Origin of the sequence: Trinickia sp. Y13, from assembly GCF_029522115.1 — a bacterium.
Classification (GTDB): domain Bacteria; phylum Pseudomonadota; class Gammaproteobacteria; order Burkholderiales; family Burkholderiaceae; genus Trinickia.
Map to the genome: position 1 here is coordinate 197,912 of NZ_JAKWFK010000005.1, position 20,227 is coordinate 218,138.

A 20,227-nucleotide genomic window follows, 5' to 3' on the forward strand; every position below is an offset into this window, starting at 1 on the left:
CGCCTCGCCCGTTACTTGAGGTAGACCGTTGGCTCGACCGAGAGGCCGAGCGGTAACGGATGATCGGTTGGCAGGCCGCTGTCGATGACGATCTTTACAGGTACACGTTGCACGATTTTGACGAAATTGCCCGTGGCGTTTTCGGCCGGAAACGCGGAGAAGCGCGAGCCGCTTCCTTGCTGAATGCTGTCGACGTGACCGTGCAGTGTCAGGTCGGGGTAAGCATCGACGTCGATTTCCACCTTATCGCCGGGGCGCATCCTGGCGAGCTGAGATTCCTTGTAATTGGCCGTTACCCATAGCTGCGGCGTGACGATCGAAAACAACGAGGCGCCAGGTTGCAAAAAGGCGCCCAATTGCACGTTACGTCGGGTGATCCAGCCGTCGGACGGCGCACGCACCTGACACCATGCGAGGTTGAGTTTGGCCTGCTCGAGCTGCGCCCGCGCTTGATCCACTTGGCGGCGGCGCTCCTCCACCGCGGCCACGGCTTGGCGAATTTGCTGAGCGACGAGCGATGCCGTGGCGAGCCGCGCATCCGCTTCTTTGACCGAGGCGCGCGCCGATGCCGCTTTCGCGTCGGCGGCATCGATGCTCTGCTGCGACGTGGCGCGGGTATCGACCTGATGCTCGCGCTCGTACGATGCCTGCGCTTGTTTGAAGTCGGCGCGCGCCGAGGCCGTTTGCGCCTGTGCCTGCCGGTATTCGGCCGGGTAGCGCACGCGCGCGATATCGAGTTGGATCTGCGCCGTTTGCATTTGCGCCGTGGCGAGACCGAGTTGCGCGCGCGCCGCGTCCATCTGCGCGCGGTACTCGCGCGGGTCGATGTCCAGCAGCACGTCGCCCTTGTGAACGTAGACGTTATCGTCGACGTCGAGCTTGACGACATAGCCGGCCACCTTGGGCGCGACCGTGATGGCGTTGCCGTCGGTGTAGGCATCGTCGGTGCTTTCTTGGTTGCGCGTCGCGAACCACCAGACGAAAGCCGCAACCGCGAGCAATACGATGACGACGGCCAAAATGATCAGCGGTTTTTTGCTGCGCGGCTTGCGTTCGTCGTCAGGGGCCCCACCGCCGGTCTTGCCGTGGCTCGCTCCGTCGTTTGCATCCTTGCTTTGCGGATTGCCGCCTTCGTCGCGTCGTTCGTCGTGAGCAGTTTCACGGGGAGAGTCGTCGGCGTCGGGCATAACAGGTCGTGATCGCAAAAACGATCGACGGCACGCAAACCGCGTACCCGAGCGCACGCAGCGCCCGTTTGCGTTGCATGGCGAAAAGCCCGGCGAGGCGATGATCGGCCCGCACGGCGTCGGCCGACTGGCGCCTGCCAGCGGGCATGCGTATTGCGCGGCAACGCTCGTTTTCAAGCGTGTGGAGGACAGATCATGTCGGACCCGAACGGTAAGCAACCGGCTGAAAAAAACCACGAGGAGGCGCGCATCGATCACGGGGTGGACGAAACGTTTCCGGCGAGCGATCCGCCTGCCGTGGGCGGCGCGACGCGCGTCGATCCCGGTCGATCGCCCAAGCCTGGCGAAGGCGGATCTAGCGAGGACGGTGGCGGCAGCGACGACACCAAGGACGCGGGTGCGAAGCACGGGGCAGTCAACCCGAGCGCGGATAGCGACAACGGACTGGCCGGAATTGCGGGTTGAGCACCGATGGCGATGAGCGTCGCGCCCCTTCAATATTTGACGCATGCGGCCGGGCCTGCGGCCGCGCCGACCTACCGGCTGGGTTGGGCCTTGATCGCGCTCGTGACGACGGTGATGGTGTTGATCGCCGTCCTGCTCGTCGCCGCGATCGCGAGGCGACGGCGCGCGATCGCGCCGGGCCAGGCCGAGCGGCTGCCTGCGGATTCAGGCGGCTTGCGGTGGCTTGCGATCGGGACCGGCGTGTCGTCGGTCGCGTTGTTCGCCGCGCTCGTCTATGCGATGGTCACCCTCGAGTCGGTCGCCTCACCCTCCCGCGAGGCGGGGTTGACGATCGTCGTCACTGCCTACGACTGGTGGTGGAAAGTCGATTATCCCGATGCCGAGGATCCGTCGCGTCAATTCGTCACAGCCAACGAAATCCATATTCCGGTCGGTGTGCCGGTGCGCGTCGAGCTTCGCAGCGCCGATGTGATTCATACGTTTTGGGCGCCCAAGCTCGCCGGGAAGACAGAGATGATCCCGGGCCAAACGAACGTCCAATGGATCGAAGCCGATGAACCCGGCGTCTACCGTGGTCAGTGCTCGCAGTTTTGCGGCGCGCAACACGCCCACATGGCGTTCGAAGTCGTCGCTCAACCGCAGGCCGAGTTCGACGCATGGCGCGATGCCGAGCGGCGCGATGCGCAGGCTGCGACGACGCCCGATGCGCGGGCGGGTCAGCGCATTTTCGGTGAGCGCTGTGCGGGGTGCCATTCCGTGCACGGCTCGGATGCGTCCGGCATGCAAGCGCCCGACCTCACGCATTTGGCTTCGCGCCGCTTGATTGCCGCGGGCCAGATGACGAACACGCCCGAGCACCGGCTCGATTGGATCGAGCACGCGCAGCGCATCAAGCCCGATTCGCTGATGCCGTCGATCGCCTTGCCTGCTTCCGAAGCGGCGGCGTTATCGGCCTATCTCTCCACTTTGCAGTGAGCGAAGCACAATGTCAGAGACGCCCATCTCCGCATTGCCCGGCGACCCGCCCGGCACCGTTCGCCTTTCCCGGCCGCTGCAACGCGGCGCGCTGGACGAAGCCGAGAAAGCGCGCTTGCATGAGCTGTGGGAGACGCGCCCGGGCTGGCGCGGATGGCTTTCGACGGTCGATCACAAAACCATCGGACTGCGCTACCTCGTTACGGCGTTCGTGTTCTTGCTGATCGGCGGGGTGGAAGCCCTCGTCATGCGGGTTCAGCTCGCGCGACCGAACGAGCACCTCCTCACACCCGAGCAATACAACCAGCTGTTTACGATGCACGGCGTGACGATGATCTTTCTTTACGCGCTGCCGGTGCTGTCCGGTTTTTCGAATTATCTGTGGCCGCTCGTGCTCGGCAGTCGCGACATGGCGTTTCCGCGGCTCAACGCGTTTTCGTATTGGGTGTTTCTATTTGCCGGCATCTTCCTCTATGCCAGTTTTCCACTTGGGCAGGGGGCGGATGCGGGCTGGTTCAATTACGTTCCGCTGTCGAGTTTGACCTATGACGTCGGCCCCAACATCGACGTCTACGCGCTCGGCATGGTGCTGCTCGGAGTCTCCACCTCCGTCGGCGCGGCTAACTTTGTCGTGACGTTGTTGCGCATGCGCGCCCCGGGCATGTCGATCGATCGGATTCCCGTGCTGGTTTGGGGCACGTTGACCATTTCCGTCGGCAATCTGTTCGCGGTTCCTTCGGTGAGCCTGGCGTTCCTGATGCTGTGGCTCGATCGACGCATCGGCATGCATTTCTTCGACGTCACGGGCGGGGGTGGGCGCGCGCTGCTTTGGCAACATCTGTTTTGGATCTTCGCGCATCCATGGGTGTATGTCGTGGTGCTGCCTGCTATGGGCATTGTCTCCGATGCGCTGCCGGTGTTTTGCCGCAGGCCGCTCGTGGGCTACGGACCCGTCGCGATCTCGACCGTGGCGACGATGGTGATCGGCTTCGTCGTATGGATCCATCACATGTTCGCGACGGGCCTGCCGCCGCTCGCGCTCGCGTTTTTCGGCTCGGCCAGCATGATTATCTCCATTCCGAGCGCTGTGGCGACGTTCGCTTGGATTGCCACGATCTGGCTTGGCCGTCCGGTATTCAAAACGCCGTTTTTGTTCTTTGCCGGATTCGTCTTGCTGTTCGTCATCGGCGGCGTATCGGGTGTCATGACCGCGGCCGTGCCGCTCGATTGGCAACTGACAGACACTTACTTCGTGGTCGCGCACTTGCACTACGTGCTCATCGGCATCAACGTATTTCCGGTAGTGGGGGGCACCTATTTTTGGTTTCCGAAATTCACGGGCCGCATGATGAGTGAACGGCTTGGCCGCATCGCGTTCTGGCTCATGTTCGTCGGCTTCAATCTCGGCTTCTTTCCGATGCACATCGCCGGCTTGCTCGGCATGCCGCGCCGGATCTATACCTATCCGCCGGACATGGGCTGGAACACGGTCAACATGCTGACCTCGATCGGCTCTTTCGTCTTCGCCTTCGGCATTCTCGTGTTTCTCGTCGACCTCATTTACAGCCTCAAGCGCGGGCCGATCGCAGGCGCCAATCCGTGGGACGCGCCCTCGCTTGAATGGTCCGTGCCTTCGCCGCCGCCGCCTTATAACTTCGCCGTCCTCCCGATCGTCGCGAGCCGGCACCCGTTGTGGGAAGCGCGCATGGAAGGCGAGGCCGACAAGCCGGCCGACGGGCGCTCGCATCTCGACGAAGGTTACTTGCTCGTGCAGGGGCGCGAAGCGCTCGGCACCACGGCGTTGAGCGGCAAGCCCTACGTCATTCTGAAAATGCCCGAGGATTCGTACGCGCCGTTCATGTTGGGCTTGTTCGCCGCGTTGTTCTTCGCGGCGCTCGCGCTCGAGTGGTGGGGCGCTGCGCTTGCGATGTTGCTCGGCTGCGGGGTCTCGATTGCGGTCTGGCTTTGGCCGCAGCGCGAACTGATCCAACGCGAGCCCGCGCCCATAGAGGAGAGTTGAAATGAACGAGGATGCGCAAGCGGTTCTGCTGCGTCCGGCCAATGCGCTGCCCGTCGGCAGTGCGGGCGAGCGCGCGAGCGGCTTGCTCGGATGCGCGATGCTGATTGCAACCGAGGCGGCGCTGTTCGGCTATTTGATCTTCTCGTACCTCTATCTGGCCGTGCAGCAGACGACGCACTGGCCGCCCGAGGGGTTGCCCAAGCTCGGCCTGTCGTCGGTCAACACGGCAATCCTCATCAGTAGCAGCGTGTTCGCCTGGCTGTGCGAGCGGTTCGTTCGCCGTCGAAAAAAGAAGTGGGCCGTGGCGGCGATGGCGGTAGCCGTGGCGCTCGGCGTGGTGTTCGTCGGCATTCAGTTGCACGAATGGCACGACCATCCTTATGGCCCCACGTCGCACCTTTACGGCTCGCTCTATTTCACGATCACGGGGTTTCATTTGGCCCACGTGATCGTCGGCATCTTCGTGCTGGTGTTGCTTGGATGGTGGACGGCACTCGGCTATTTCGACGAGCGCCGCCATGCCGCGCTGACCATTGGCAGCTTGTATTGGCACTTCGTCGATGTCGTGTGGCTCTTCATCTTCACGACGCTGTATTTGACGCCTTATTGGTTTTAGAAAATGGAAGCGAAGCGCGCCGTAAGCGGCGAACCCGTTTCGAAATGGACGCTGACGGTCGGCGTGCTGGCGACGCCCGTCGCGTGGCTCCTGCAGATTTGCGCGGGCGAAGCGCTCATCGCTCAGACCTGCTTTCCGCATGACGTGCCGTTGCGCGTGCCGCTCGCGCCGGCGGTGGGCTGGAGCGTCGTCGGCATGAGCGCGCTGTTGCTGATCGTCGGGGTGCTTGGCGCGTCGCTTGCATGGCGCAACTGGCGGCGCCTCGCGCGCACGCAGCGCAGCGAGCCGCCGGATGCGCCCGATACGAAGGTGGAGGGGCAAGCTTTCGTGGCAAGGGTGGGGCTCATGGCAAGCGGGTTGTTTCTGTTCGCCCTCGTGGCGACCGACGTCGCAACCGCGCTCGTCAAAGCGTGCCTCTGATGCAATGCGTCGATAACGAGGGAGAAATGGTGCCCGGCTCGTGGACTCGTTCGCTGGTTCGGCGCTGCGTGCGTGGCGGATTCGGATACGCCTGCCTGTTCGCGATGGCGATGATGTTGGCAACGCCGTGCCGCGCTGGCGAAGCGGCGGATGCCGCGCTGATTGCGCGCGGCGCTTATCTTGCCAAGCTCGCCGATTGCGCCGGCTGTCATACGAATGCGCCCACGGGTCAACCGCCGCAGCCGTCGCCGCCTTTCGCGGGCGGCTTGCCGATGGGTTCGCCGTTCGGCACGATTTGGACGACGAACATCACACCCGATCCGACCTACGGCATTGGCCGTTACAGCTACGAAGATTTCGAGCGGGCCGTGCGCGAAGGCGTCGCGCCGGGCGGCAAACGCTTGTATCCGGCCATGCCGTTTCCGTCCTTTTCGAAGATCAGCGACGACGATATGCATGCGCTGTACGCGTATTTCATGCATGGGGTCGCACCGGTGGCGAAACCCTCGCCCGAGACGAAGCTGCCGTTTCCGTTCAACCAACGCCTAGGGCTTACGGCATGGGACGAACTGTTTGCGCCGCAAGAGCGCTTCGAGCCGCGCACGGACAGAAGCGCGCAGTGGAATCGCGGGGCATACCTCGTTCAAGCGTTGGGCCACTGTGGCGCTTGCCACACCCCGCGCGGGCCTGCCTATGAAGAGCGCGGGTACAACGATGGCGATCCGCTTTATTTGACGGGCGGAACGAACGATCATTGGTCCGCGCCAAACTTGACGGGCGATCCCGATTCAGGCCTAGGCCGCCTCTCGGCCGACGACATTGCCGCATTTCTCAAGCAAGGTCACGGAGCCGGGTTGTCGGCGTTCGGCAGCATGGTCGAGGTGATCGAAAACAGCGGCCAGTACATGACCGACGACGATCTTCGTGCGATCGCGATGTACTTGAAGACGCTGCCGCCGCGACGAAAGAGCGGGCACGTCGATACGGATCCGGCGCGTAACGCGGCCACGGTCGGCGTGTTGCGAACAGGCGCGATCGAATATCCGGGCGCTGGCGTCTACAATGCTTATTGCGCGCGCTGCCACCATGCCGACGGTCGCGGCGAGCCGGGAAAGTATCCGGCATTGGCGGGTAACCCGACGGTGGTCGCACCGCATGCGACTTCGCTTATTCGTTTGTTGATCGAGGGCGGTCGCAGCGCCGCGACAAAGGGTGGACCCAAGCCGCAGCGGATGCCTTCGTTCAAGGGCAAGTTGAGCGATACGGAGATAGCTCGCGTGCTCACGTTCGTCCGCAATGCATGGGGTAACGAGGCTCAACCCGTCGCACCGCGCGACGTTTCCCGGATGAGAAGCGTCTTGCACCGGTGAGGCGCGACAGCCAGCGTCGTGTGCCGAGGGATGCGTGTTGCGGCGCATCGGGCCGGCATGCAGGCTTTCGGCACGGCATGTCGACCCTTTGGATCGTCATCGTCCAAGTAGGGAATCGAATGAAGATTCATACCGCGACGAATAGCTATAGCGATCAGCGAACGGCGCGCTATCTATGGATGAAAAAAGTCAGAACTACAGCTTGACCCCGCCAGCCTCCGGCGCATCCGGGTCCAAGTCGTCGCGCGCCACGTCGTAATCGGCTTCGTACTCGTCGTCCGCGCCGAGACTGCGCCAGTAGGGCTCACGTCCGTAGTACTGGTGAATCGACGTTGCCCAGGTCGCATCGGCCATCGACGGCCAGTGTTGTTTGTCGAACCCCGGCGCGTTCCTGATGCGCTCCGAAGAGAGCGCGAGCAGGAAACATTTTCGCGTGGTGTCCAGCGTTAGCGCGCTCCAAGGAATCGCCATCAATTTATCGCCGATGCCGAGAAAACCGCCCGAGGACATGACGACATAAGCGATGCGGCCGGTTTGAACGTCGAGCATGATGTCTTTGACCTTGCCCACTTCGTCGCCGTCGGTGCTCAGAATCTTATCGCCGTCCAAAGTGCTGGCGGCCATGACATCCGGGCCCGGACCCGCTGCCGTTTCACTGCCTTTACCGACGATGCGCGCGCCTTGCGCCATGCCGGAAGTCGTGGGGGTGGTATGGGTACGCATAGCATCTCTCCTATTTCGTGTGGTGAAGCATTCTGCGAACGGGCGCGCTGTCGGTTCGCGACAGAGAACGACAGAGATCAGCAAACACCGGCGGAACACCACGCCCGTTGCGTGACTACGCCGCGCGTCAGCAGGTCTTGCCGCCGCCGTCCATTCCGGTGCCGACCTGCCAAGCGCGTCGACCTGCGTCGGACAGCTGGCCGCAGCTGTGAGTGGCGTCGGCTTCGGTGCCTTCGATCGCCATTTCGCCCCCGGGCTGCTCGAGCGACGCTTGCTGTTGCTGCTTGCGTGCGGCTACGCGTTCGTCCTGCGATTTGCCGCTGTGAACGTTCATGGAATCCTCCTTTGAAGGCCACTTGGCTCCTCGAATGAATGCGCATAGAGCGTGCCGCGGCGGCGCGCCGACCAAGGCGTTCATGGCGCGCCCGTTGCTGCGTCGAGGAGGTAGGGCGCGGCGGTGTCGCGGTGCGATGGGGCGATATGGAGCGATATCCATATGCAACGATCGACACGCATCGAGACCGCCGACGCGACCGAAATCATTCATTGGCGTCATAAGGAGATCACATGAGCACACTAGACCCCGACAGCCTTTCGTCCTCCGGTAGCTCCGAAGCGCCCGGTCGAGAAACCGGCGCGCTTGGGCCGAGCGATTCGTCCGACAGCGGCAGCGATATTGCGGGTGCGAAGCGGCACGAATTCGACAAGGACACCGAGCTAGACCAGCACGCGCTGGAAACCGGCGACGCCGAACTGGCTAGCGATACGGACCGCGCGGGCACGGGTGAGCGCTCGTCGGCGGACGGCGATTCGACGCTGAGCGAGGACGCCGATATCGAGCCCGATCGCATCGACACGCCAGGTAACCCCGACCGAGACATCGAGCCGTAAGGCAGCCCGGCGGCGTGTCTCAATGAGGCATGGAGGATAGCGCCGAGGCGGCCGCGGGCGTAGCGGCTTGGATATCCGCGGCCTGCGGATAAAGCTGCAGCAGCACGCGCAAGACGCCGTTGGTCCAGCCGAAGCCGTCTTGCAAAGGATATTCGCCGCCGCCGGCCGATGCTTGCGTGGCGTCGCGGCCAATGTCGTATTTCTCGACGAGCTTGCCAGTGCGCGCGTAATAGGCGACGTTCGTGCGGAGCCAGCGCGTCGCGATCGTGCGCGCGAGGGCCATTTCACCATAGCGGCGCAGACCGATCACGGCCAGATATTGCAATGGCGCCCAGCCATTCGGTTCGTCCCACTGTTGACCGGTCGCCACTTGTGTAGTGGCCATGCCCCCCGGACGCAGCAAGCCCCGCTTGATGGATTCGGCGACGGCTTTCGCTTGTTCGCGCGAGGCGACGCCCGCGAACAGCGGATACACAGTCGCCGCTGTCAGCCGATGGCGCAGCGTGCGATGGACGTAGTCGTAATCGGAAAACGCACCAATGCGTGAATCCCAGAGCCAGCGGCGAATGGCCTCGGCGCGCGCTCTCGCTCGGGCTTCGAGGTTTTCCGCTCGCGTGGCGTCGCCCTGCAGCCGATACGCCTTCGCCAGCGTTCGTTCCAGGCCGTAGAGCAGGGCGTTCAGGTCCACGGGCACGAGCGAGGTGACGTCGATCGTCGCGAGCGTGCGGCCGTCTGCGAACCAACGCGAACTGAAGTCCCAACCGCTCTCTCCCCCCGCGCGCAGGTTGCGCCATAAGTCCTTGGGGTTTCGCTGCGGCATCGAGCGTGCCGTTTCTACATCTTCCCGATACGATTCATCGCGCGGCGCATCGCGCTCGTCCCAGTAGCGGTTCAGCACGGTGCCGTCGAACAGACGAACGACATGGCGCGCGGCGTGACCTGGCCCGACCGTCGCCGCGCCGTCCATCCAATAGTCGTATTCGGCCTTCAGTTCGGGCAGGTACTGCAGATAAGCGCTATCGCCCTCGCGCTGTGCCAGCAGCCCGACCATCTGCGCAAAGAACGGCGGCTGCGAGCGGCTGAGATAGTAGGTGCGATTGCCGTTCGGGATATGCGAGTAGCGATCGATGAGCGCGGCGAAGTTCTCCAACTCGTCGCGCGTCAGATCGTGCCTGCCGCTGGCGGCGAGGCCGAGCATGATGAAATACGAGTCCCAGTAGTACACCTCGTCGAAGCGGCCGCCCGGCACGACGTAAGACGCGGGCAGCGGCAACAGCGAAGACCAGGCGCTGGCCACCGGATCGGGATCGCGGCGCAGAACGTTCCACAGCGTATCGATATGGGCGACGACGGTTTGCTTCGGGTCGGAGACATACTGCCGCGCCTCATGCCGCGGTGCGCTGAAATGGGCGTCGACGAACTTGCGCAGATCGAAACTCGGTTGGCCGCGGGCCGCCTCGTATGCCGCGACGATACGTGCGGGGTTCTCCTTGGGGACGCGGTCTGCGAAGGTCTTGCTGTCCGGGAAGACATGGGCCAGCTCGACCGTGCGAAATAGCTCGCCCAGTGTTTGCGATGGCGGGGCGGGCACGACCGGCGAAGACTGTGCGTGCGGATGCGAGGCCGGCGTGTGCATCGACGTCGTTGACGACGCGTTCGCGCGCGCTGGCGCGGCGGGCTTCGCCACGGGTTGGGCGGCAACGCACGAAGCGGCAGTCAAGAGTGCGGCGGCGAGCGCATGGCGCACGAAGGCCAAATGCATGGGCGGTTCCTCTCGTCGGGGTGATCGGTGCCCGGCGGCGGCGCAACGCGCATGCCGCGCGGGATAACCCGACCGGGCCGGGCGAATGAGGGCGAGAGGCGGTACCGGTCGAAAGCGACATGGCGGCGCGTCGTGCGCCGCTCATCCATCAGCGATTCAATGGCTTACCTGCCCGGGCTGGGCAGGCGAGCCCCGGCGCGTCATTGCAAATGCTGACCGCCGTTGATCGCAACGTTGGCGCCCGTGACGAAGCCCGCTTCGTTCGAACACAGGTAGGCGACGAGCGCGGCGACTTCCTCGGGTTGCCCGAGGCGTCCGACCGGAATTTCCGGCAGGATCTTCGTGTTCATGATTTCTTCCGGCACCGCCATGACCATGCGCGTGGCGATGAAGCCTGGCGAGACGGTGTTGACGGTCACACCTTTGCGCGCGAGTTCGAGTGCGAGCGATTTCGTGAAGCCGTGCATGCCCGCTTTGGCGGCGGCATAGTTGGTTTGCCCGAAACCGCCCTTGCAACCGATGACGGACGAAATGTTGATGATGCGGCCCCAGCCGCGCGCGCTCATGCCTTCGTACCATTGCTTCGTCATATTGAAGACCGAGTCGAGATTGGTGCTGAGCACCGCGTCCCAACTGTCCTTCTCGAGCTTCTTGAAGCTCGCATCGCGCGTGATGCCGGCGTTGTTGACGAGAATGTCGATGGGGCCGATCTCGTTCTTGATCTGAGTGGCGCAGCGCGCGCACGAATCGTAATCCGCCACGTCGGCGGGATAGGCGCGGAACTGCCGGCCGGATGCCTCCATGCGCGCCAACCATGCATCGGCGCCTGTGTTGCTCGGCGAATAGGTGACCACAACGGCGTGACCGACGTCGTGGAGCCTCATGCTGATCGCTTCGCCGATGCCACCCATGCCACCCGTAACGAGGGCAATTCTTTTTGTCATATCTGTTCTCCGTTAGATGAGTGTTTGACGAAGTGAAACTTCGGACGGTGCGTTGCAGGCCTCTCAAACCGCTCGCACCGCCTTACCTTGCCGCCCGCGAATTAGCGCAAGCGCGAGCAGGCTTCGAGAATGGAATTCCCGTTCTCGGTGATGCGCGGGCGCGGCAAACCGATGTCCTCGGCTTGCTCGAGCTTGATCAGATGATGCTCGAGCAACGTGCCAAGTTCGGCGCGATCGCCGATCTGATCGGGAGCGTCCCTGACGAGCATCAAAGTGGCGAGTTCGTGTGGGCTCAGCATGCTTGTCTCCAATCGGCTATAGAGGGTCTGTCCGTGTCCTCAATTGACGCCTGGGGCGGGTTGCACCAGTAGTACTTAACGCATCAATTACATCGTCGACGAAACGCACTGAGAAAAATCGGAAAGAATTCCAGGCGATAAACGTGAAACGGGTGACGAACGGAATGGCTATTCATATGACGCTATAAAACGTTTTCGATTATTTATTTCGGCTGGGTACGTCAAGGTATTAATTACCCGCCGCAGGCACGCATCCTGCGGGCGATACGGTAATTGTTTCGATGGACCGTCCTGGTTCGTGCGGACCAGGCTCGATTCTTGGTTGGCGCAATACTAATACCGTCGTGCGTAGTGCGCAATACGGCAGAGCGACCTATCTCTACAGCCCCATTTGTTTAGACGGGTGCGCGCCGATGACGGGTTGCACATTAACTTTCGAATGTGTTCGCTTGATGTCTTTGCATCAAATGCGAATCTTTAATTTGCCCGTCACAATTTTAAGGAAGCCGGGGAAACGAGATCCCCGGTCCGTTTATTGCTGCGGTGGCAGGTCGCGACCGCTAACGGAGGAAACCGCCCATGCAAGAAAGCCAAGAACCGAAGAACCCAGGAGACGAAGCGCCGCCCGACGCACCAGGGGTCGGCGAAAGCCCGTGCCGCGTCTGCCGGGGGACCGGCATGGTCGAGGGGCAGCCGTGTACGATCTGCGGCGGAACGGGACGCGTATTGCAGGGAATCGGCGGCGGGTAGCCGTGTTGCCCGTGCGCTGCGACGATGCGCCGCGCACGGGTGCGACAACGGTGACCGCCCGCTGCGCCGCTACGCGAACTTAGTGATGATCGCGCCGCGGCGCGGTGCCCGAGGCGACGCCGGTCGTCTCTACGTTCTCCCTATTCGCGTCCCAGTAAGGCGAGCTGCCGTAGTAGGTATGCAGCTCGTTCGCCCATGCGGCGTCCGCCATGGCCGGCCAATGATCCTTGTCGAAGCCTGGCGCGTTGCGCACGGTCTCGGAACTCACGGATAGCAAGAAGCACTTGCGATCGGTATCGAGCGTGAGCGCGCTCCATGGAATGGCGAGCAGTTTATCGCCGATGCCGAGAAAGCCGCCGCTCGACATCACCGCATACGCAATCCGGCCCGTATACACGTCCAGCATGATCTCTTTGATCTTGCCGACGTCCTCGCCGTCGGAACTCATGACCTTGTCGCCGTCGAGCGTACTCGCGGCCATCACATAGGGCCCCGGACCTTCCGCCGTCGTGCTGCCTTTGCCGACGATGCGGGTTTCGCCGCGGCTGCTCATGGGATCGGGTGAAATGCTCATAGCAATGCTCCTTTCATGTGTTGATCTCGACGGGCCGGCAGTGGCCCTTGCGCATAGGGCGATACCGTTGCCGGCCATATGCCCAAACGATCGAACTGGCTGCTTCGGCCGATTTGCCGATTGAGCCGATCCTCCTATTCGTCTATTGCATCTCTACTGCACTTGTGCGATCGCCTTCGAAACTGCGGCGGGGCTGTCGTAGTTCTTCTCCGGCAGCCGATCGAGCAGTTCGACGATTTCGCGATCGGCGTGGTGCGCTCGCGCCGTTTCCGAAAGCCGCTCGCGCGTCGTCGGATAATCAATGCCCGCTAACGCCTTTTGCACGGCGACCGGCGAGGGTTGCCCAGGGTGTCGATGGTCTTGCGAGTGAGCCGGATGTTGGGCCATGTATTGCCTCCTTGAACGAGGTTGAACACACCTGCGAGTTCAGCAACGACCATTCCTTCGGCGCATGCGCGGCCGCGTTGGCGCCGATCGACGGGCCCCGGTCCGCGTGCCGTAAATCGTGCGGCGACGGTGCAGTCTTTGCCGGCTCTCTTGTCTCGGCACGTTGAAAGCGGCAAGGTATGGGCATTGCTCGCCGTTTCATCGATCACCACCTTTTTGAAGGACGCTAGTCATGCGCTCGGACCCCGACCTCGACCGGCTTTGCATCGATACGATTCGCACGCTTGCCATGGACGCCGTGCAACGGGCCAACTCGGGCCACGCCGGCGCCCCGATGGGCCTCGCGCCTGTCGCATATCAACTGTGGCAGCGCCATTTGCGTTACGACCCGGACGAGCCGCTATGGTCCAACCGCGACCGGTTCGTGCTGTCGGTGGGCCATGCCTCGATGCTGCTGTATGCGTTGCTGCATTTGGCCAACGTGAAAGCCGTGGATGAGCGCGGCTGCCCCACGAGCGACGCTGCCGTTCCGCTCGAAGAGATCGAACGGTTTCGGCAACTCGACAGCAAGACCCCGGGCCATCCCGAATACCGCATGACGACCGGCGTCGAAACGACCACTGGCCCGCTCGGTCAAGGTCTGGGCAACAGCGTCGGCATGGCGATCGCCTCGCGCTGGTATGCGGCGCGTTATAACCGCGACGGCTTCTCATTGTTCGACTACCACGTCTATGCGCTCGCCGGGGACGGCGATCTAATGGAGGGCGTGTCGCATGAAGCCGCCTCGCTGGCGGGGCATTTGCGTCTTTCCAATCTCACGTGGATCTACGACAACAATCGCGTCACGATCGAAGGCGGAACCGACCTTGCCTATAGCGATGACGTGCAATCGCGTTTTCGCGGATACGGCTGGCACACGCTGACCGTCGACGATGCGAACGACTTATCGGCAGTGGAGGCCGCATTCGCGGCCGCGAAGCGCATGATCGATGCACCTACGCTGATCGTCGTGAAAAGCATCATCGGTTGGGGCGCGCCGCACAAGCAAGGCACGGCTGCCGCGCACAGCGATGCGCTCGGCGAAGAGGAAGTCGCCCTCGCCAAACGCGCCTATGGCTGGCCCGAGGACAAGCAGTTCTACGTACCCGAGCATGTCCGCGAGCGGTTCGCGGAGGGCGTGGGGGCGCGCGGCAAGCAAGCGCGCGGCGAATGGCAGCAGCGTTTTGACGCCTATGCGCAGCGCTATCCCGACCTCGCGCGGGAGCTTGAGTTAATCGAGCATCATGCGCTGCCGCAGGGGTGGGACGCTGGCCTACCCTCGTTCGAAGCGGACGCGAAAGGCGAGGCGACCCGCGCGGCGTCGGGCGAAGTGTTGAACGCGATCGCCGCGCGCGTGCCTTGGATGTTGGGCGGCGCCGCCGACCTCGCGCCTTCGACGAAGACGCTGCTCAAATTCGAGGGGGCGGGCAGTTTTTCGGCCGACACACCGAGCGGAAGAAACCTCCACTTCGGCGTGCGCGAACATGCGATGGGGGCGGTGGCCAACGGCCTCGCACTGGCGAATTTGCGGGCGTATACGGGAACGTTTTTGATTTTCAGCGATTACATGAAGCCGCCGATCCGCCTGGCCGCGCTCATGGAGATCCCCGTCGTCTTCGTCTTTACCCACGATTCGATCGGCCTCGGCGAAGACGGTCCTACGCACCAACCCGTCGAACAGCTGGCCTCTTTGCGCGGCGTCCCCGGGCTCACCGTGCTGCGCCCCTGCGATGCGAACGAAGTGCGCGAGGCGTGGTGTGTCGCGCTAAGCAACGCAAGACGCCCTGCCGCACTCGTGCTTTCGCGCCAACCGTTGCCTACGCTCGATCGCAAGCGCTATGCGGCAGCCGAAGGGTTGCGGCGCGGCGCATACGTGCTGGCCGACCCTCCCGATGGCGCTGCGCCGCAAGTGCTTCTCATCGCCACGGGCAGCGAGGTGCATCTTTGCGTTCAAGCGTTCGAACGTTTGACGCAAGAAGGCATTGCCGCTCGCGTGGTGTCCATGCCGTCGTGGGACATCTTCGAGTTGCAGGATGACGCTTATCAGGACGCCGTGCTGCCGCCCGAAATCGACGCGCGCGTTGCGGTCGAACAGGCAGCGACGATCGGATGGGACCGGTACGTCGGCCGCACTGGTGCGAAGATCGTCATGCATACGTTCGGGGCGTCTGCGCCGATACGCGACCTGCAGGGCAAGTTTGGATTCACGCCCGATCACGTCTATGAAGCCGCTAAACAGCAGCTCGCGCGGGTCGTTGGTTCAAGAGGATTACCCGGCGGGAATTGAGCGGGCCTAAGGTCGTTCTGGCGATGATGGTTCGGATTCGAAGAGGCGGTGTCCGGGCGAGCCCGCAGGCGCCGCCCGGCGCACCCGCCGCAAGCAACGCGACGGGGTGATCCCCGTTACTCTTGATGCCCCTTATAAGTTTGATTGTTTTGCTGCGGAGAATAGCCGCCCGTGCCCGATGGGCGCTGCTGATCCATGCCCGGCGAGACCGTCGAGCGGCCCGAACCCGTGCCCGTGGCACCCGGGCTGCCGTAGCCGCCCTCATTTCGGCGGCTGCGCGTCGAATGCTTCTGGTCGTACGTGCTCGTGTTGCCGCCGTTCATGCCCGGCTGGATGGCCGGCTGTTCCAGCGTATTTCCGCTAGGGGCCGCGCCGCCGCGCATGCCCGTGCCTGTGCCGCCCGCGCCGCCCGCACCGGCTGAGCCGCCGGCGCCCTGTGCATACACTCCCCCTGCACATGCCATCGCGAGGGCAGAAACCAGCAGCGTCTTCGTCGTGGTCTTCATACGGTCCTCCATCTAAGTGTTGACTAGGGACTGAATGCGCGCCCAATTTCAACTTCTCACGCACGTCTCCCGTGCTGCAAAGGGCGTGCCGCGGATGCCGCGCGTCTGCATTGAACGGGGTGGGAACGCGCATTGCACCGCAGATCAAGCGCGGCACTCGCGGGCCGCCTCGCTTTTGCATTCAGACGCTGCGAGAGATCATCGACGACCTCGGACACCGCACAGCGTTGGCGCTCTTGCCTGCGTTCATCGAAATAGCGACCATGATCGGCATCATCGCCAGTGGTTACTCGATCGCATTCACCTGGATCATCGCCGGGACGCTCGTAAGTTATGCGACGTACACGGTGATCTTTACGCGCAGCCGCATGCAAGTGCAGCGGGAGATCAACCGGCTCGAAGCGGCGTCGGACGGCCGGCTCGTCGACAGCATGCTCAACTACGACACGGCGAAGTATTTCGCGGCCGAGGAATAGGAGACCGCGCGTTATCGCGGCGTGTTGAGCCGCTGGGTCGTCGCGCGCTTGGCCAATCAGCGCGCGCTCACGGCGCTGCACCTCGGGCAAAGCGCCGACGTGTGTCTGGGCATTGCCGCGATGATGCTGTTGGCCGTGCAATACGTCGTTGCAGGACGCATGACGCTCGGTGATCTCGTGCTCGTCAATGCGTACATCGTGCAGGTCTGCATGCCGCTGAACGCGCTCGGCTTCGTATTCCGCGAAACGAACGATGCGCTCGTGAACGTCGAGCGCATGTTCACCGTGCTTGCGGGCGACAGTCTTCAGAGCGGCGAGGCTGGCGCGGACGAGGACCGGGACCGGGACGAACCGGGCGCCAAGCCGCTGATCGTGAGCGCGGGCGAGATCGCATTCGAGCATATCGATTTCGGCTACGATCCGGCGCGGCATGGGGCGGCATCCTGCCGCCATGAAGAGGGGCGCGTTCGCATGTCGCAACGCGCAGCAAACCCGGTGCCCGCATGCATGCGCTACCATCGCAGCTTCGGAACGACGGGCTGCGACGCATGACTTTGGACAAGACCGACCGAGCCATTCTCATGGCGATGCAAGGGGACGGCCGCATCACGAACGCGAGTCTCGCCGAAGCGGTAGGCTTGAGCGAAACTCCGTGCGCGCGCCGCTTGAAGCGGTTGGAAGCCGACGGCTATATCGAGGGGTATCGTGCCGTGCTGTCGAAATCGGCGCTGCACATTGGCGTGACCGCATTCGCACTCGTGCGCTTCGGCGTTCACGACCGGCGCCTGGCCGACGAGTTCGAGCGGCAGATTCAAGCGATCGAGCGCATCGTCTCCTGTCACAACGTCTCGGGCAGCGCCGATTACCTGCTTCACGTGGTCGCACGCGATCTCGAAGATTACGGCGCCTTCGTGCGCGACGAACTGCGCGCATTGCCGGGGGTGACGTCGGTCGAATCGGTGCTGTCGCTACGCGAAGTGAAACGCGACGCGGGCCTGCCGCTGCTCTGAGCAATAAGCCCGCATGACGACGCGTGGGGCGAGGCGCGCACCGCTCGCAGATCGCCCGGGAGCGGGTCGAACCTGCGGACGGGCGAAGTGCTTAAGCGGCGAGCGCCTGGCGGATCGCCTCTGCCAGGTCGCCGGCGGCGAACTTGGCGACGTAGCCCGTCGCCCCGGCATTCTTGACGTGCGCCTCGTTGGCCGTGCCCGTGAGCGAGGAATGGATGATGACGGGGATGTCGCGCATGCGCTCGTCGGCCTTGATTTGGCGTGTGAGCATGAAGCCGTCCATCTCGGGCATTTCGAGGTCGGTCAGCACGAGCGCCACTTTGTCGCGCGTTCGAACGCCTTCCTTCTGTGCTTCTTCGGCAATTCTCGTGAGCGTATCCCAGGCTTCCTGCCCGGTCTTCGTGATGATGTACTGCGCGCCGAGCGCCGCGAGGCTCTGCTCGATGAGCTTGCGCGCGAAGCCAGAATCGTCGGCCGCCAGAATCTTGGCCCCGCCGCTCATCTTGACCGAGGTGCCCACGTCCGCCGCCTCGACGCTCGGATGCTGGGCCGGGAAGACGTCGCGCAACACCTGCTCGACGTCGACCACTTGCGCTAACCGCGAATCGCCCGTATTGCCGTCGATGCGGGCAATGCTGGTGACCGAGCCGCCACCGGCCGAGCCTTCGGCCGAAAGCACTTGATTCCACTCGAGACGAACGATGTCGTCCACTTCCTCCACGGCGAACGCCTGTGTCGACCGTGCGAACTCGGTCACGAGCAAGATGTTCAAGCCGCGCGTCGGATTGCAGCCCATCAGTTTGGGCAGGTCGATCACGGGAATGATCTGGCCGCGGATGTCGACGGCGCCGATCATGTGATCCGATGCGCCGGCGATCGGCGTGATGGCCGGCATGGTCATGATCTCGCGCACCTTGAACACGTTAATGCCGTACAACTCGTGCGAGTCGTCGTTGCCAGGCGCGGCCCCCAGGCGGAACAGCAGGAGTTCGAACTTGTTCGTGCTCGTCAGGTTGGTGCGTTCGTCGATCGAGTGATGATCAGCGGCCATCGAAATTTCCTTGTGGGTTGCGCCCGTGAGCGGCGGTTGCACCTTTTCCGGAAGGCGAGCGCCGAGGCCGCACGGGCTATAACGCTGATAACGGCGTTTCGCCCAGAAAATTGATACGGCTCCGTGTTTCCCCCGAGAAAGCTATCAAGTTGGGGCAAACAACTGACGATATATCGTGTCAAGGACGCCATGCGAGGCTTGTCCGAGGAACTCCCACGCGACGCTTGCTTACGACCCCAACGAATCGATTCTCTTCATGATCGATGCCTCAGCGCCCGAACTGCCGCAGATAGAAAGCGCCTTTCAGCCCGTGCTCTCGCTGGCCCACGGCGCGCCCGTGGGCTATGAGGCGCTCCTGCGCGCCCGGGATGCCGCCGGCAAACCGTGCTCGCCCGAAGCCGCGTTCGCCGTGGCGCGGCAGGCGGGGCGTTGCGGGGAGTACGAGCGCGCTTGCTTGCGACGCCACGTGGCGCGGTTCGCCCAGTTCGCTCGTGAAGATGATGTTCTCTTCGCCAATTTGCACCCGGACGTGCTGGTCGATCCCGTGCATGGCCCCGCGCTGGCGCAAGAACTCGTCGAAAGCGCGGTGGAGCCCAATCGCATCGTCATCGAAGTGCTAGAGGCGCGGCAAGAAACGCCCGCCGCGCTCGTCGATGCCGTCGAGCGCTTGCGAGCGCACGGCTTCTTGATTGCGCTCGACGATTTTGGCGCAGGCTTGACCAATCTCGGCCGTGTGTGGGATTTGCGCCCTGACGTGGTCAAGCTCGATCGCGAGTTGATTTGCAAGGCGGTTGAAAGCTATCGCAAGGCGCGCAGCTTGCTGCGTCTCGTCGATCTATTGCACGACATTGGAACCTTCGTCGTGATCGAAGGCATCGAGACCGAAGAGCAGGCGAGGCTGAGCGCCGACTGCGATGCGGATTTCGTCCAAGGCTATTTTTTTGCGCGGCCGGCGATCGAGATCGAAGCGCTCGCTGCGTTTGGCGCGGGTTCATCGCCGCCGCTCGATGCGCGGCTCGGCGACGCGCGCAAATTGCGCCGGATCGCCGATCTGGAAGAACTCGCGCCCTACCGGCGTGCATTCGGGCGCTTCAAGGACGCCTGGTGCCTGGGGCAACCGCTGGCGTTCGCCGCGCGCCATTTCTTGGAGTGCGAATGGGCGTTGCGCGTGTTCGTGCTCGACGAGAGCGGGCGGCAAGTCGGCGAGAACGTCGAATCGGATCATTGCTGCGAGCGGCGCTGTGCGACGTTTCCCTTGCTCGCGCGTAGAGCAGGCGCCAATTGGTCCAAGCGCGCCTACTTTCGCGAGGCGTTGCTGCGTCCGGGCGAGACGATCGTCAGCGAGCCCTATATGTCGTCGAGTTCGACGAACTTATGCGTGACATTGTCGGCATTCGTGCGCTTGGGTGAGCACGGCTACGTGCTCGGCGCCGATATCGCGTTCGAAGGGTGGTCGCGGCATCTGGCCTGAAGCG

General features: G+C 63.3%; 20 protein-coding genes and 1 pseudogene. 11 read left to right on the top strand and 10 right to left on the bottom strand.

Annotated features, from left to right (window positions below; genetic code table 11):
- Positions 1-11: 11 nt before the first annotated feature.
- Positions 12-1,187 carry an HlyD family secretion protein gene (locus MMB74_RS11695; RefSeq protein WP_277428796.1) on the bottom strand — a complete coding sequence of 392 codons (1,176 nt, stop codon included), beginning with the start codon at positions 1,185-1,187 and terminating at the stop codon, positions 12-14.
- Between the two features lie 195 nt (positions 1,188-1,382).
- Between MMB74_RS11695 and MMB74_RS11700 the strand changes: the two genes are divergently transcribed.
- The 6 genes from MMB74_RS11700 to MMB74_RS11725 all read left to right on the top strand — a co-directional run bounded on the left by MMB74_RS11700 (position 1,383) and on the right by MMB74_RS11725 (position 7,053).
- Positions 1,383-1,652: a hypothetical protein gene (locus tag MMB74_RS11700; RefSeq protein WP_277429000.1), complete on the top strand. Its 270-nt coding sequence runs from the start codon at positions 1,383-1,385 to the stop codon at positions 1,650-1,652.
- Between the two features lie 12 nt (positions 1,653-1,664).
- The gene (gene coxB, locus MMB74_RS11705) at positions 1,665-2,627 is read left to right on the top strand and encodes a cytochrome c oxidase subunit II (protein WP_277428797.1); all 963 of its coding nucleotides are present in this window, start codon (positions 1,665-1,667) and stop codon (positions 2,625-2,627) included.
- A gap of 10 nt (positions 2,628-2,637) precedes the next feature.
- Positions 2,638-4,647, top strand: a complete 2,010-nt coding sequence (gene ctaD, locus MMB74_RS11710; RefSeq protein WP_277428798.1) for a cytochrome c oxidase subunit I — start codon at positions 2,638-2,640, stop codon at positions 4,645-4,647.
- 1 nt (position 4,648) lies between these two features.
- Positions 4,649-5,263 carry a cytochrome c oxidase subunit 3 gene (locus tag MMB74_RS11715; RefSeq protein ID WP_277428799.1) on the top strand — a complete coding sequence of 205 codons (615 nt, stop codon included), beginning with the start codon at positions 4,649-4,651 and terminating at the stop codon, positions 5,261-5,263.
- A gap of 3 nt (positions 5,264-5,266) precedes the next feature.
- The gene (locus tag MMB74_RS11720; protein ID WP_277428800.1) at positions 5,267-5,683 is read left to right on the top strand and encodes a hypothetical protein; all 417 of its coding nucleotides are present in this window, start codon (positions 5,267-5,269) and stop codon (positions 5,681-5,683) included.
- A gap of 104 nt (positions 5,684-5,787) precedes the next feature.
- Positions 5,788-7,053 carry a cytochrome c gene (locus MMB74_RS11725; protein ID WP_277428985.1) on the top strand — a complete coding sequence of 422 codons (1,266 nt, stop codon included), beginning with the start codon at positions 5,788-5,790 and terminating at the stop codon, positions 7,051-7,053.
- Between the two features lie 195 nt (positions 7,054-7,248).
- Here the strand turns inward: MMB74_RS11725 and MMB74_RS11730 are convergent, their stop codons facing one another.
- On the bottom strand, positions 7,249-7,776 hold the full coding sequence (locus tag MMB74_RS11730) for a PRC-barrel domain-containing protein (RefSeq protein WP_277428801.1): 528 nt from the start codon (positions 7,774-7,776) through the stop codon (positions 7,249-7,251).
- 127 nt (positions 7,777-7,903) lie between these two features.
- Entirely contained in the window at positions 7,904-8,110 is a 207-nt protein-coding gene (locus MMB74_RS11735) for a hypothetical protein (protein WP_277428802.1), read from the bottom strand.
- Positions 8,111-8,343: 233 nt separating this feature from the next.
- On the opposite strand from MMB74_RS11735, the gene MMB74_RS11740 reads away from it, so the two are divergent.
- Entirely contained in the window at positions 8,344-8,667 is a 324-nt protein-coding gene (locus MMB74_RS11740) for a chemotaxis protein (RefSeq protein WP_277428803.1), read from the top strand.
- A 19-nt stretch (positions 8,668-8,686) separates the two neighbouring features.
- On the opposite strand, the gene treF is transcribed toward MMB74_RS11740, so the two are convergent.
- The 5 genes from treF to MMB74_RS11765 form a co-directional block, all read right to left on the bottom strand.
- Positions 8,687-10,429, bottom strand: a complete 1,743-nt coding sequence (gene treF, locus MMB74_RS11745; protein ID WP_277428804.1) for an alpha,alpha-trehalase TreF — start codon at positions 10,427-10,429, stop codon at positions 8,687-8,689.
- A gap of 200 nt (positions 10,430-10,629) precedes the next feature.
- Entirely contained in the window at positions 10,630-11,373 is a 744-nt protein-coding gene (gene phbB, locus MMB74_RS11750; protein WP_277428805.1) for an acetoacetyl-CoA reductase, read from the bottom strand.
- Between the two features lie 101 nt (positions 11,374-11,474).
- A complete protein-coding gene (locus tag MMB74_RS11755; RefSeq protein ID WP_277428806.1) occupies positions 11,475-11,672 on the bottom strand; it encodes a hypothetical protein in 198 nt (65 codons plus the stop codon).
- Between the two features lie 829 nt (positions 11,673-12,501).
- Positions 12,502-12,975, bottom strand: a complete 474-nt coding sequence (locus MMB74_RS11760; protein ID WP_277428986.1) for a PRC-barrel domain-containing protein — start codon at positions 12,973-12,975, stop codon at positions 12,502-12,504.
- 174 nt (positions 12,976-13,149) lie between these two features.
- Positions 13,150-13,383: a DUF2795 domain-containing protein gene (locus MMB74_RS11765; protein WP_277428807.1), complete on the bottom strand. Its 234-nt coding sequence runs from the start codon at positions 13,381-13,383 to the stop codon at positions 13,150-13,152.
- 232 nt (positions 13,384-13,615) lie between these two features.
- Here MMB74_RS11765 and tkt point away from each other — a divergent pair, with 232 nt between their 5' ends.
- Positions 13,616-15,709: a transketolase gene (tkt, locus tag MMB74_RS11770; RefSeq protein ID WP_277428808.1), complete on the top strand. Its 2,094-nt coding sequence runs from the start codon at positions 13,616-13,618 to the stop codon at positions 15,707-15,709.
- A 116-nt stretch (positions 15,710-15,825) separates the two neighbouring features.
- Here the strand turns inward: tkt and MMB74_RS11775 are convergent, their stop codons facing one another.
- Positions 15,826-16,215, bottom strand: coding sequence for a hypothetical protein (locus tag MMB74_RS11775; RefSeq protein ID WP_277428809.1), 390 nt, complete (start codon positions 16,213-16,215; stop codon positions 15,826-15,828).
- Between the two features lie 251 nt (positions 16,216-16,466).
- Here MMB74_RS11775 and MMB74_RS11780 point away from each other — a divergent pair.
- Positions 16,467-17,120, top strand: a pseudogene (locus tag MMB74_RS11780) (ABC transporter transmembrane domain-containing protein); the annotation flags it as partial.
- Positions 17,121-17,239: 119 nt separating this feature from the next.
- Positions 17,240-17,701, top strand: a complete 462-nt coding sequence (locus MMB74_RS11785; protein WP_277428810.1) for an Lrp/AsnC family transcriptional regulator — start codon at positions 17,240-17,242, stop codon at positions 17,699-17,701.
- Positions 17,702-17,792: 91 nt separating this feature from the next.
- Here the strand turns inward: MMB74_RS11785 and MMB74_RS11790 are convergent, their stop codons facing one another.
- Positions 17,793-18,752 carry a chemotaxis protein gene (locus tag MMB74_RS11790; RefSeq protein ID WP_277428811.1) on the bottom strand — a complete coding sequence of 320 codons (960 nt, stop codon included), beginning with the start codon at positions 18,750-18,752 and terminating at the stop codon, positions 17,793-17,795.
- A gap of 256 nt (positions 18,753-19,008) precedes the next feature.
- Here MMB74_RS11790 and MMB74_RS11795 point away from each other — a divergent pair, with 256 nt between their 5' ends.
- Complete coding sequence (locus MMB74_RS11795; RefSeq protein ID WP_277428812.1) at positions 19,009-20,223, top strand: EAL domain-containing protein; 1,215 nt, start codon at positions 19,009-19,011, stop codon at positions 20,221-20,223.
- The last annotated feature ends 4 nt before the right edge of the window (positions 20,224-20,227 follow it).